Consider the following 12,219-nt stretch of genomic DNA (forward strand, 5'->3'; position numbering starts at 1 on the left):
GTTCTGGCGGTGCCAGAACTACAAAAAACGACCACTCAACCCCCCTCACCCAGCAGGAAACGGGGGCTGCCGCCCGGCTTCCGGGGAAGCAGCGGGCGGCAGCCGGTGGTGCTGAGGGTTAGGCCTCGGTGGCGAACTCGAAGCTCGCGCCGGGGATCGCCTCAAGTAGGCGTTGCGTGTACTCCTCACGCGGGTTGTCGAAGAGCTCGTCGGTCGTGCCCCGCTCGACGATCTGGCCCTGGCGCATCACGCAGACATTGTCGGCCACCAGACGCACAACCGCGAGGTCGTGCGTGATGAACAGGTACGTCAAGCCGAGCTCGTGTTGGAGCTTCGTGAGCAGCTGCAGAATCTGCCCCTGCACGAGCACGTCGAGCGCCGAAACGGCCTCGTCGAGCACGAGTACCTCGGGCTGCAGCGCCAGCGCACGCGCGACGGCGACACGCTGTCGCTGACCGCCCGAAAGCTCGCTCGGGTAGCGGTCGCGTAGCTCGGTCGGCAGCGCCACCTGCTCGAGCAGCTCTTCGACGCGCTCGCGGCGCGACTTCGGAGTGCCGACCCCGTGAATCGCCATCGGCTCGGCAATCGTGTTGCCGACGCTGTACTGCGGGTCGAGCGTGCCGTATGGGTCCTGGAACACCGGCTGCACGCGGCGACGGAACGCGAGCAGCTCCTTGCGGCTCAGTCGCGTCATGTCGCGACCGTCGAACTCGATGCTGCCCGAGGTCAGCGGCTCGAGCTGCAGGAACAGCTTCGCAAGCGTCGACTTGCCCGAACCCGACTCGCCCACGATCGCCGTGGTCGTGCCACGCGCGACGTCGACGCTCACACCGTCAACGGCGCGCACTTCCTTCTTCGCGAGGCCGCGGGTGCGCAGCTTGTAGATCTTCTGCGCATCCTTGATCTGAATCAGCGGCGGCTCGCTCGCGGGCACCTCATCGGCCTGCTCCTCGCGCTCGGCCGCGCGCTCGAGCATGTGGGCCTCGATGGCGCCCGTCGGCGACACGTCAATGTCGTCCTGACGTGCGACCTCGAGCCGCTTCGAGGCGAGGCTCGGCGCAGCGCTCACGAGGCGCTTGGTGTACGGATGCCGCGGGTCGGTGAGAATCTCGCGCGACGGCCCGGACTCGACGACCTGCCCCTTGTACATGACGACGAGGTGCTCGGCACGGTCGGCCGCGAGGCCGAGGTCGTGGGTGATGAACAGCACCGAGGTGCCGTGCGTGGCCGTCAGGCTCTCGAGGTGGTCGAGAATCTGCCGCTGCACCGTGACGTCGAGCGCCGAGGTCGGCTCGTCGGCGATGAGCAGCTTGGGCCGCGCCGACATGCCAATACCGATCAGCGCGCGCTGGCGCATGCCGCCCGAGAACTCGTGCGGGTACTGGCGAAGCCGAGCCTGCGCATCCGGCAGACCGGCCTCGGTGAGCACCTCGATCGCGCGCTGGCGCACCGCCTTGCGGCCGTGCGCGACGTTGTTCGCGCGAATCGTCTCCTCAACCTGGAACCCGATGGTCCATACCGGGTTGAGATTCGACATCGGGTCCTGCGGCACGTAGCCGATCTGCTCGCCGCGCAGCTCGGTGATGTCGCGCGAGCTCAGCTTCGTGAGGTCGCGCCCCTCGAAGAGAATCTCACCACCGGTCACGTGACCGGTGCCGGGCAGCAGCTGAATAATCGACTGCGCCGTGGTCGACTTACCCGAGCCCGACTCGCCCACGATTGCGACGGACTGGCCGGGGAAGATCGTGAGGTCGACGCCGCGTACGGCGGGCACCGAGCCCGACTTCGTCTCGAAGTTCACCTGCAGGTTGCGGATCTCGAGCAGCGGCGTCTCGGCCGTGCCCGACGTCTCTGGCGTAGTTGCTGGGCTGGTGGTCATCGGCGTGCACGCTCCTTCGGGTCGAGCGCGTCGGTGACCACGTCACCGAGCATGAGGAACGAGAGCACCGTGAGCGACAGCGCGGCAGCCGGGAACACGAGCACGAGGGGGTTGGTGTTGAGGGAGGCGCGTGCCTGCGAAATGTCGTTACCCCACGACATCGTGCTCGGCGGCAGACCGATACCGAGGAACGACAGGGTCGACTCGGCCACGATGTAGACACCGAGCGACACCGTCGCGACGGCGATGACGGGGCCGATCGCGTTCGGCAGTACGTGACGCAGCAGGATGCGGAACCGCGAGAGCCCCAGCGCGATCGACGCGGTCACGTAGTCGGACTGCTTTGCGGTCATGACCGAGCCGCGCATGATGCGCGCGATCTGTGGCCACGCGAACAGCGAGATCACGAGGGCGACGAGCAGCGGGGTGCGACCCGAGAGGGCCGACATGAGCACGATGGCGCCGAGGACGGTCGGGATCGCGAAGAAGATGTCGCCCACGCGCGAGATGATCGTGTCGAGCCAGCCGCCGTAGTAGCCGGCGAGCGCGCCAACGACACCGCCGAACAGCACGACGATCAGGGTCGCGAGGAAGCCGACGATCACTGAGGCCTGCGCGCCGTAGAGCACGCGGGCGAAGACGTCACAACCCTGGCGGGTGTAGCCGAACGGGTGGCCGGCGGTCGGCAGGCCGTCGCTGTTCGCGAGCAGGCAGCCCTGGTTCGGCGACTCGTTCGTGAAGACGCCGGGGAAGAAGGCGACGAACAGGATGATGACGATGAGCACCGCCGAGATCCAGAACATCGGGCGACGGCGCATCGACTCCCAGGCGTCGCCCCAGGTGGTGCGTGGCTTGCCGCTCGTGCGCACGGCGTCGACCGCCTGCACCGGAGTCTCGGAGACGGGTGCGACGAAGCGTTCTTGCTGCAGACGAGCGTTATTTGGCATAGCGGATCCTTGGGTCAAGCCACGCGTAGAGCAGGTCGACGAGGAGGTTGGCGAGCATGAAGATCAACACCATGATGGCGACGAACGACACGACAGTCGGCCCCTCACCGAGGGTCACGGCGCGGTAGACCGTGCCGCCGACACCGTTGATGTTGAAGATGCCCTCGGTGACGATTGCGCCGACCATGAGCGCACCGAGGTCGATGCCGAGGAACGTGATCACCGGAATGAGCGAGTTGCGCACGACGTGCACCGTGATGACGCGGCGGCTCGAGAGGCCCTTCGCGGTCGCGGTTCGCACGAAGTCCGCCGACATGTTTTCGGCGACGCTCGAGCGCGTGAGCCGCACGATGTAGGCGAAGGATGCGCTCGCGAGCACGATGGCGGGCAGAATCAGCTCGCCCCAAGGCGCTTCGGCGCTCACGGTAGTTCGCGCCCAACCAAGGTTGATGGCGAAGACGAGCTGCAGCACATAACCGATGACGAACGTCGGCACCGAGATGAGCAGCAGGCTGACGACGAGCACGCTCGCGTCGAAGAGCTTGCCCTTGCGCAGGCCAGCGATGAGGCCGATCAGGATGCCCGCGACAGCTTCGAATGCGAGCGAGAGCAGCGCGAGGCGCAGGGTGATGGGGAAGGCGTGGGCCATCACTTCGGTGACAGGGCGACCCGAGAAGGTCGTGCCCCAGTCACCGCGGACGAGGCCCGAAATGTAATAGAAGTACTGGGCGATGAAGGGTTCATCGAGGTGATACTGCGCCCGGATGGCGTCAATGGCCGCTTGTGACGGCTGACGGTCTCCGAACAGCGCGGCGATCGGGTCGCCGGGCAAAAGAAAGACGAGGCTGTAAATCAGGAATGTTGCCCCGAAGAACACGGGGATGAGTTGCAGCAAGCGTCGGCCGAGATACCAAAGCATCGGCGGCTCCTCCTTGACATGTCACGAACGGCGACGGATCGCATCCCGTTCGCACGGATGGAACCGGGGTTCGGTTGCCGAGCGCACTGGCTCAGCAACCGAACCCCGGTTCACGAATGGCTATTCCTTGGTGATCTGCTCGTAGAGCGGCACCGAGTCCCACCCGAAGGTGACGTTGCTTACGGTCTCGCCCCAGACACCAACAGCGTTGGAGTACCAGAGCGGGATCGACGGGAGGTCCTCAAGAAGAATCTGCTGGGCCTCGGTGTAGAGCGCGGTCGCTTCCTCAGGCGTTGCGGCCGAAAGTGCTGCCTGCACCTTCTTGTCGAACTCTGGGTTCGAGTAGCCCTCGTAGTTCGACGACGCACCGGTCTGGTACTGACCCGAGAGGAAGTTACCCTGCGACGGGTAGTCACCCTGCCAGCCGGCGCGGGTGGCACCGTCGAGCTTCTGCGCCTCGCGGTCCTCAAGGGCCGCGGCGAAGGTCGGGTACGACTCGCCCTCGGCGGTGATGCCGAGCGTGTTCGAGATGCTGTTCGCGGTTGCGTCGACCCAGGCCTGGTGGCCGCCGTCGGCGTTGTACGAGATGTAGAAGGTGCCCTCGTACGGCGAGATCTCGTCGGCCTGCGCCCAGAGTTCCTTCGCCTTCTCGGGGTCGTAGCTCAGCACATCGTTGCCCTCGAGGTTCTCGTCGTAGCCCTCAACGACCGGCGACGTGAAGTCGGTGGCCGGCGTGCGGGTGCCCTGGAAGATCGTGTCGGTGATCTCCTGGCGGTTGATCGACAGCGAGATGGCCTCACGGCGCAGCTTGCCCTCTTCGTCGTCCTTGAAGTGGTCGAGGTAGAAGGGGATGTTGATGCCCTGGTAGATCGCAGCCGCCTGGTTGACGTTGCGGTCCGGGAAGTCGGTCGTGTAGGTGCTGAACGCGGTGTCAGGCACTGCGTCGAGCACGTCGAGGTTGCCACCCTGCGCGTCGGCGTAGGCGGCCTCGAGACCGGTGTAGAAGACGAACTTCACGCCGCCGTTGACCGGCGTGCGGTTGCCCGAGTAGTCGGGGTTGGTGACGAGCGACATGCTCTCGTCGTGGGCCCAGGCGTCCTCACCATCCGGCATGTAGGGGCCGTTGCCGATCGGGTTCTCACCGAATGCCTCGATGTCGTCGAACGCAACCGAGGGCAGCGGCATGTAGGCGGTGTAGCCGAGGCGGATCGGGAAGTCGGCCTCCGGCTCCTTCAGCGTGACGGTGAAGGTGGTGTCGTCGGTGGCCTCGATGCCGGTCAGCTCGGTGCTGCCGTCTTCGCTGGCGCCTTCAAAGTTACCGAACCAGTAGGCACCCGAAGGGTCCTGTGCCGCGTGGTTCCAGGTGTCCACGTACGTCTGCGCGGTGATCGCCTCACCGTTGGTGAAGGTCCAGTCCGGCTTGATCGTGATCGTCCAGGTAGTCGCGTCGTCGCTCTCGATCGACTCAGCCATCTCGTTCTGGTACTCGCCGGTGGCGTCATAGCTGACAAGACCGGCGTACATCGCGCTCAGAATCTTGCCGCCACCGGTTTCGGTGGTCGCGTAGGTGATCAGCGGGTTCTGGGGCTCGCTACCGTTGGTGGTGATGATCGCGGATGAGTCGCCAGTGGCGGCCTCGGTCGCACCATCGCCGCCGGTATTGCCGCTGGCGCAGCCAGCCAGCATGAGCGCACCTGCAGCTGCGAGGGCGATGGAGCCCCGCAGGAGTCGTGGTCGTCTCGACATGTTTCCTCAATTCTTGGGTGAGGCCGGCTTCGTGGTGATGGGCGTGCAACTCTGCCTGCCCGAAGCCGGATCTTTGGATGAATACTTTAGGTGGTTGTTCACCCATTGCACAGATGTCGTTCAGGAAACGTGAAAATCTTTGCAAGTTTGTTGCACGCGAATGCGTGAGATTACGCAAAAGCGACAATTCTTGGTCGGCGTCTCGGTAATTCTGTGCACCCAACAACGACCCAACCTCGGAGTGAATTAGGGTAGCCTTACCTGAGTTGCGACCGACACGGGCTCCCTCGAATGTCCTCGATCGCGTGACTTTCCCCTGAGGTCCCTACGAAAGGATCCCCCATGCGCGCACGCCGCGTGACCACCGTTGCCACGACTCTTGTCGCATCCTTGGCCCTTGCTGCCTGCTCGAGCACCGCATCCGGCACCGACGGCGCCGCGAGCGGCGAGGCTGGCTCCCCCATCACCATCGAGCACGCGCTCGGCACCACCACGATCGACGCGAAGCCGACGAGCGTCGCCGCCGTCGGCTGGGCCAACCAAGACACGGCGCTCGCGCTCGGCGTCTCGCCCGTCGGGTTCGGCGCTCAGACCTGGGGCGTTGAGGATGGCAGCGGCATGATGCCCTGGACGAAGGAGAAGGTGGAGGAGCTCGGCGGCGACCCCGTGCTCTTCGACGAGACCGACGGTATCGACTACGAGGCCCTCGCGAACACAGCTCCCGACGTGATCCTCGCCGCCTACTCGGGCATCACCGAGGAGGAATACGGCACGCTGAGCGACATCGCGGACACCGTCGCCTACCCCGAGACCGCATGGGCCACCACGTGGCGCGACCAGATCAAGTACAACTCCGAGGCAATGGGCCTGGCCACCGAGGGCGAAGCACTCACGACCGAGCTCGAGACGCTGCTCGACGAGAAGGTCGCTGAATACCCGCAGATCGACGGCAAGACCGGCGCGTTCATGTACGCCGGCCTCGGCGATGAGTCGCAGATCGGCTTCTACACGTCACTCGACCCGCGCGCGGGCTACCTCGAAGACCTCGGCCTCTCGGTGCCGCAGTCGGTGGCCGATGCGACCGAAACCGCCGACGGCTTCTACGTCGACATCAGCGCGGAGAACATCGACCAGCTCAACGACGTCGACGTGCTCGTCGTCTACGGCGACCAGGCGCTCCTCGACGAATGGCAGGCCGACCCGCTCATCAGTCAGATTCCCGCCGTGCAGAACGGCTCGGTCGTGCTGCTCGGCAACGACGGCGCGCTCGCCGCTTCGGCGAACCCGTCGCCCCTGTCGATCCCGTGGGGTGTCGACGAGTACGTGCAGCTGATCGCCGACGCGGCCGACAAGGTCAAGTAGTTCCCCGCGTGCACAGCGTGCGAATCGGCCGCCGCCGGAGACTCCTCGGGCTCCTCCTGCTCGTCGGTCTGCTGGCGGTGGCCGCCGCACTTTCCCTCGCCTTCGGTGCCCGCGTGGTGAGCTGGCAGGAATTCCTGGCCGGCGTCACCGGCAGGGCCGGCCCGAGCGACATCGGTGCAATCGCGGTGCAGGAGCGCATCCCCCGCACCGTGTTCACCCTCGTCGCGGGCGCCGCGCTCGGCGTCTCTGGCGCCCTCATGCAGGCACTCACCCGCAATCCCATCGCCGACCCGGGCATCCTCGGCATCAACACTGGCGCCGCGCTCGGCGTCGTGGTGAGCATGTCGGCCTTCGGCCTCTCCACCCTCCCCCAGTACCTCGCGTTCGCCCTGCTCGGCGGGCTCGTCACCGCCGTCGCCGTCTACGCCATCGCCTCACTCGGCTCGGGCGGCGCGACGCCCGTCAAGCTCGCGCTGGCCGGCGTAGCGACCACCGCCGTGCTCACCTCGCTCGTCAGCGTCGTCACGCTGACGCAGAGCGACGTGCTCGACGTGTGGCGGCACTGGACCGTCGGCTCGGTCGGCCGCGGCAGTTGGGAGTCACTCGCGATCATCTCACCGCTGCTCATCATCGCGGCGGCGCTCGCAGCGTTCTCGCTCGGCCCACTCAACTCGCTCGCGCTCGGCGACGAGGCCGCGACCGGGCTCGGCGTGAACGTGCTGCGCACACGCATCCTCGTCGCCGTTTCGGGCGTGCTGCTCTGCGCCTCCGTCACCGCGGTCGCCGGGCCGATCAGCTTCGTCGGGCTCATGGTGCCCCACATCGTGCGGTTCCTCGTCGGCCCGAACCAGGCCTGGGTCGTGCCGCTCTCGGCCCTCGGCGGCGCGACCCTGCTGCTGCTCGCCGACGTGATCGGCCGCGTCGTCGTACGCCCCGGCGAGCTTGCGGTCGGTCTCATCACCGCGTTCGTCTGCGCGCCCATGCTCATCGTCATCGCCCGCCGTTCGAAGGTGCGCGAACTATGACCCTCGACCTCGCCTGCCGCGCCCGCACCCGCCGCTACCACCTCGTGGTCGGCGTGCTCGTCGCGCTCCTCCTCGCCCTCGTCGTCGCGTTCGCGATGATCGGCGACGTCGTCTATCCAATCGGCGATGTACTCGCCGTCGTGGCCGGGCAGGATGTGCCGGGAGCGTCGTTCAACGTCGGACAGCTGCGCCTGCCCGCGGCCACGCTTGCGGTGCTTGCGGGCGTCGCGTTCGGCGTCAGCGGCTGCGTGTTCCAGAACCTGCTGCGCAACGACCTCGCGAGCCCCGACATCATCGGCATCACCTCGGGCTCGAGCACCGCCGCGGTGTTTGGCCTGCTCGTGCTGGGGTGGAGCGGTCCCGCCGTGTCGGCTCTCTCCGTGGTCGCCGGGCTCGTGGTCGCAGCCATAATTGCGGCGCTCGCGGCCCGCCGCGGCGGCTTCGGCGGCCGACTCATTCTCATCGGCATCGGCGTGAGCGCGATGCTCGTGTCGGTGACAAGCTACCTACTCATGTACGGCAACGTGAACAGCGTGCCCGCGGCCCTGCGCTGGCTCAACGGCAGCCTCAACAATGCGAGCTGGGACGACATCCCCGTGCTGCTTATTGCCCTTGCCGTGTGCGGCGGCGGGGTGCTCGCACTGCAGCACAACCTGCTGCCCATGGAGCTTGGTGACGAGGCCGCGACGGGGCTCGGTGTACGGGTGCAGCGCTCGCGGCTCACCCTCATGCTGCTCGCCGTCGCCCTCACCTCGTTCGCAACCGCCGCATCCGGCCCGATCTCGTTCGTCGCGTTCCTGTCGGGTCCGATCGCGCTGCGCCTCACCGGCCGCAGTAACCACTCGCCCATCGTGCCCGCGGCGCTCGTCGGCGCGGTGCTCGTGCTCGCGGGCGAGCTCATCGGCCAGCACGCGCTCGGCGTGCGCCTGCCGGTCGGCGTCGTCACCGGGCTCATGGGCGCGCCGTTCTTCTTGTACCTCCTCATCCGCTCCAACCGAAAGGGGGCCCAGTGACGAAGCACGCCCTTGTGCTCGAAGCGTCGGGGCTCGACGCGGGCTACGGCCGCACCGCGATCGTCCATGACGCGACCGTGCGCATCCCGCCCGGCGAAATCACGGTGATCCTCGGCGCCAACGCCTGCGGTAAGTCGACCCTGCTCAAGACCTTCGTGCGCGTACTCAAGCCGCTCGCGGGCAGCGTCGTGCTCGACGGCCGCGACGTCGCCGCGACACCGTCGAAAGAGCTGGCGCGCCAGCTCGGGCTGCTCCCCCAACAGCCGATCGCGCCCGAGGGCATCACGGTCTACGACCTCGTCGCGCGCGGCCGGCACCCACATCACCGGGCGTTTCAGACCCACGCGGCCGACGACGACGCGGTGGTCGCCGATGCCCTCGCCGCGACCGGCGTCACCGAGCTCGCGGGGCGGGCCGTCGACGAGCTCTCGGGCGGCCAGCGGCAGCGCGTGTGGATCTCGATGGCCCTCGCGCAGCGCACCGACGTGCTGCTGCTCGACGAGCCGACGACATTCCTCGACGTGACACACCAGTACGAGGTACTCGACCTGCTCACCGACCTCAACCGCGAGCGCGGCACGACCATCGTCATGGTGCTCCACGACGTGAACCTCGCCGCCCGCTACGCCGACCACCTCATCGCCATGCGCGGCGGCAAAATCGTCGCCACCGGCACCCCGCGCGAGGTCGTCACCGAGGCCACCATGGCCGAGGTGTACGACATGACCTCGCGCGTCATCGACGACCCGGTCTCGGGCGCACCGCTCGTGCTGCCCGTCGGTCGCCACCACATCGACCCCACCGGAGGAAGCCATGCCCGTTAGCACCACCGTCGCCCCGTTCGCCCTGTTCCCGGTGCGCGTCACCGCGGTGCGCGACATCTCGCCCGGATTCCGCCGGGTCACGTTCGTCGACGAGTCGCTCGGTCACTTCGGCGACCCGGGCTGGGACCAGCGCATCAAGCTGCTGTTCTCGACGCCGACCGCGGATGCGCGCACGCTGCTCGGCTCGACCGACTGGTATGGCGACTGGCGCGCGCTGCCCGAGGACGCGCGCCCGCCCATCCGCACCTACACGACGCGCTATGTGCGACCCGAGCTGAGCGAAGTCGATGTCGACCTCGTCGTGCACCCGGGCGGCACCGGGCCCGCCTCGCGCTGGCTTGAGGGCGCCGCCGAGGGCGACGAGCTCGTGCTGCTCGGCCCGGATGCGCGCTTCGACGGCGAGCCCGGCGGGGTCGACTTCGTGCCGCCGGCGCGCACCGAGCAGTACCTGCTCATCGGCGACGAGACGGCGGCACCCGCGATCGCGGTGATGCTCGAGCAGCTGCCGGCGGATGCTCGGGGTGTCGCGGTCGTCGAGGTCGAGTCGGCCGCCGACGCCGCGTACTTCCCCGCGCATCCCGGCTTTGAGGTGCGCGCCGTGGCGCGGGCCGGAGCCGAGCACGGTGCGGCGCTCGTCCCGGCCGTCGAGTGCGCCGCAGCCGAGCTCGCGCCCGAGGGCACGCCGCAGACCCTCACCGAGATCAACCTCGACACCGACCTGCTCTGGGAAGTGCCGCGCACCGCAAAGGGCGGCGCCGCGCTCGAGCAGACCTCGCTCTACACCTGGCTTGCGGGCGAGTCGAATGCCGTGAAGACGCTGCGCCGGCACCTCGTCGGCGAGCGTGGCATCGACAAGCGCACCGTCGCCTTCATGGGCTACTGGCGCCTCGGCCGCGCTGAAAACTAGCCGCACCCCTCAACAAGGCAGAGATCGCGAATGCGCGGGGCCAGCCGCGAGTGCGCCGCCAGCCCTGCGCGAGCGCCTACTTCTTGTAGTTCGGGGCCTCCATGACCATCTGCACGTCGTGGGGGTGGCTCTCTTTGAGGCCCGCCGGGGTGATTCGCACGAAGCGGCCGCGCGACTGCAGGTCGGGGATCGTGCGGGCGCCGACGTAGAACATCGACTGGTGCAGGCCGCCGGTGAGCTGAAACACGTTCTGACGCACCGTGCCGCGGTACTGCACCTTGCCCTCGATGCCCTCGGCGATGAGCTCGTCGTCGCTCGGCACGTCGGCCTGGAAGTACCGGTCGCGCGAGTACGAGGTCTTCTTGCCGCGAGTCTGCATCGCGCCGAGCGAGCCCATTCCGCGATACGACTTGTACTGCTTGCCGTTGACGAAGATGAGGTCGCCGGGCGCCTCGTCGGTGCCCGCGAGCAGCGAGCCGAGCATGACGGCGTTCGCGCCAGCGACGAGCGCCTTCGCGATGTCGCCCGAGAACTGCAGGCCACCGTCGGCGATGACCGGCACGCCGGTGCCGCGCGTCGCCTTCGAGGCCTCGTAGATCGCGGTGATCTGGGGCACGCCGACGCCCGCGACGATGCGCGTGGTGCAGATCGAGCCGGGGCCGACGCCGACCTTGACCGCATCCGCGCCCGCCTCGACGAGCGCCGCGGCGCCCTCGCGGGTCGCGACGTTGCCGCCGATAATGTCGACGTCCTTGAACGCCGGATCGTTCTTGAGCTTGCGGATCATGTCGATCTCGCCGCGCGAGTGGCCGTTCGCGGTGTCGACGACGATGACGTCGACACCGGCGTCGAGCAGCGAGCCCGCGCGCTCCCAGGCGTCGCCGAAGAAGCCGATGGCCGCGCCGACGCGCAGGCGGCTGATCGCATCCTTCGTCGCCAGCGGGTACTTGTCGCGCTTGTCGAAGTCCTTCACCGTCACGAGGCCACGCAGAATGCCGGCCTCGTCGACGAGCGGTAGCTTCTCGATGCGGTGCTGGCCGAGCAGGCGGAACGCGTCGTCGCCACTGATACCGACAGGGCCGGTGATGAGGCCCTCCGACGTCATCACCTCGTGCACCTTCGTGGTCGCCTTCTCGCTCTCGGCAACGAAACGCATGTCGCGGTTCGAGATGATGCCGACGAGCTTGCCGGCCTCGTCGACGACGGGCAGGCCCGAGATGCGGAACTGGCCGCAGATCTCGTCGACGTCGGCGACGGTCGCGTCGGCCGAGGTCGTGATGGGGTTCGTGATCATGCCTGACTCCGACCGCTTCACGCGGTCGACCATGTCGGACTGGTCCTGAATCGAGGCATTGCGGTGGATGATGCCGAGACCACCCTGGCGAGCCATCGCAATCGCGAGCCGTGACTCGGTCACGGTGTCCATGGCCGCCGAGACGAGGGGCACCTTGACCGAGATGTTGCGGGTGAGCTGCGTGGTCGTGTCTACCTCAGACGGAATCACATCGGTTTCTTCCGGAAGCAGCAACACATCGTCATAGGTGAGTCCGGTAAAGCCGAAGGGATCGTGCTCAGTCATTTTGCTCCTGCAAACGCG

The 12,219-nt window shown here is 67.5% G+C and carries 10 protein-coding genes; 5 read left to right on the forward strand and 5 right to left on the reverse strand.

All coding sequences use genetic code 11. From position 1 onward, the window contains the following. Window positions 1-118: 118 nt before the first annotated feature. The 4 genes from QM019_RS10215 to QM019_RS10230 form a co-directional block, all read right to left on the reverse strand. Window positions 119-1,879: a dipeptide ABC transporter ATP-binding protein gene (locus QM019_RS10215; protein WP_282852899.1), complete on the reverse strand. Its 1,761-nt coding sequence runs from the start codon at window positions 1,877-1,879 to the stop codon at window positions 119-121. Next, complete coding sequence (locus QM019_RS10220) at window positions 1,876-2,826, reverse strand: ABC transporter permease (RefSeq protein ID WP_125107038.1); 951 nt, start codon at window positions 2,824-2,826, stop codon at window positions 1,876-1,878. Before QM019_RS10220 ends, QM019_RS10215 begins: the two co-directional genes overlap by 4 nt. Then, a complete protein-coding gene (locus tag QM019_RS10225; RefSeq protein WP_125107037.1) occupies window positions 2,816-3,745 on the reverse strand; it encodes an ABC transporter permease in 930 nt (309 codons plus the stop codon). The genes QM019_RS10220 and QM019_RS10225 overlap by 11 nt, the downstream gene beginning before the upstream one ends. A gap of 120 nt (window positions 3,746-3,865) precedes the next feature. Beyond that, window positions 3,866-5,491 (reverse strand): peptide ABC transporter substrate-binding protein, encoded by a 1,626-nt coding sequence (locus tag QM019_RS10230; protein WP_282852901.1) that lies wholly within the window; start codon window positions 5,489-5,491, stop codon window positions 3,866-3,868. Window positions 5,492-5,833: 342 nt separating this feature from the next. Here QM019_RS10230 and QM019_RS10235 point away from each other — a divergent pair, with 342 nt between their 5' ends. Genes QM019_RS10235 through QM019_RS10255 form a run of 5 tightly spaced genes read left to right on the forward strand, consistent with a single transcriptional unit; the run spans window position 5,834 to window position 10,622 of the window. After that, window positions 5,834-6,853 carry an iron-siderophore ABC transporter substrate-binding protein gene (locus QM019_RS10235; protein ID WP_282852902.1) on the forward strand — a complete coding sequence of 340 codons (1,020 nt, stop codon included), beginning with the start codon at window positions 5,834-5,836 and terminating at the stop codon, window positions 6,851-6,853. Window positions 6,854-6,861: 8 nt separating this feature from the next. Next, window positions 6,862-7,878 (forward strand): FecCD family ABC transporter permease, encoded by a 1,017-nt coding sequence (locus QM019_RS10240; protein WP_282852903.1) that lies wholly within the window; start codon window positions 6,862-6,864, stop codon window positions 7,876-7,878. After that, entirely contained in the window at window positions 7,875-8,891 is a 1,017-nt protein-coding gene (locus QM019_RS10245; RefSeq protein ID WP_282852905.1) for a FecCD family ABC transporter permease, read from the forward strand. The genes QM019_RS10240 and QM019_RS10245 overlap by 4 nt, the downstream gene beginning before the upstream one ends. Next, window positions 8,888-9,715, forward strand: a complete 828-nt coding sequence (locus QM019_RS10250; protein ID WP_428831965.1) for an ABC transporter ATP-binding protein — start codon at window positions 8,888-8,890, stop codon at window positions 9,713-9,715. The genes QM019_RS10245 and QM019_RS10250 overlap by 4 nt, the downstream gene beginning before the upstream one ends. Continuing rightward, on the forward strand, window positions 9,705-10,622 hold the full coding sequence (locus tag QM019_RS10255) for a siderophore-interacting protein (RefSeq protein ID WP_282852906.1): 918 nt from the start codon (window positions 9,705-9,707) through the stop codon (window positions 10,620-10,622). The genes QM019_RS10250 and QM019_RS10255 overlap by 11 nt, the downstream gene beginning before the upstream one ends. 76 nt (window positions 10,623-10,698) lie before the next feature. On the opposite strand, the gene guaB is transcribed toward QM019_RS10255, so the two are convergent. After that, window positions 10,699-12,201 carry an IMP dehydrogenase gene (gene guaB, locus QM019_RS10260; protein WP_125107031.1) on the reverse strand — a complete coding sequence of 501 codons (1,503 nt, stop codon included), beginning with the start codon at window positions 12,199-12,201 and terminating at the stop codon, window positions 10,699-10,701. Between the last annotated feature and the right edge of the window lie 18 nt (window positions 12,202-12,219).

Source organism: Gulosibacter sediminis, assembly GCF_030011715.1.
Lineage (GTDB): Bacteria > Actinomycetota > Actinomycetes > Actinomycetales > Microbacteriaceae > Gulosibacter > Gulosibacter sediminis.

Excerpts from the sequence above, each read along its gene's own strand:
- QM019_RS10215 (WP_282852899.1), bottom strand. The coding sequence starts at position 1,879 with ATGACCACCAGCCCAGCAACTACGCCAGAGACGTCGGGCACGGCCGAG.
- QM019_RS10220 (WP_125107038.1), bottom strand. The coding sequence starts at position 2,826 with ATGCCAAATAACGCTCGTCTGCAGCAAGAACGCTTCGTCGCACCCGTC.
- QM019_RS10225 (WP_125107037.1), bottom strand. The coding sequence starts at position 3,745 with ATGCTTTGGTATCTCGGCCGACGCTTGCTGCAACTCATCCCCGTGTTC.
- QM019_RS10230 (WP_282852901.1), bottom strand. The coding sequence starts at position 5,491 with ATGTCGAGACGACCACGACTCCTGCGGGGCTCCATCGCCCTCGCAGCT.
- QM019_RS10235 (WP_282852902.1), top strand. The coding sequence starts at position 5,834 with ATGCGCGCACGCCGCGTGACCACCGTTGCCACGACTCTTGTCGCATCC.
- QM019_RS10245 (WP_282852905.1), top strand. The coding sequence starts at position 7,875 with ATGACCCTCGACCTCGCCTGCCGCGCCCGCACCCGCCGCTACCACCTC.
- QM019_RS10255 (WP_282852906.1), top strand. The coding sequence starts at position 9,705 with ATGCCCGTTAGCACCACCGTCGCCCCGTTCGCCCTGTTCCCGGTGCGC.
- guaB (WP_125107031.1), bottom strand. The coding sequence starts at position 12,201 with ATGACTGAGCACGATCCCTTCGGCTTTACCGGACTCACCTATGACGAT.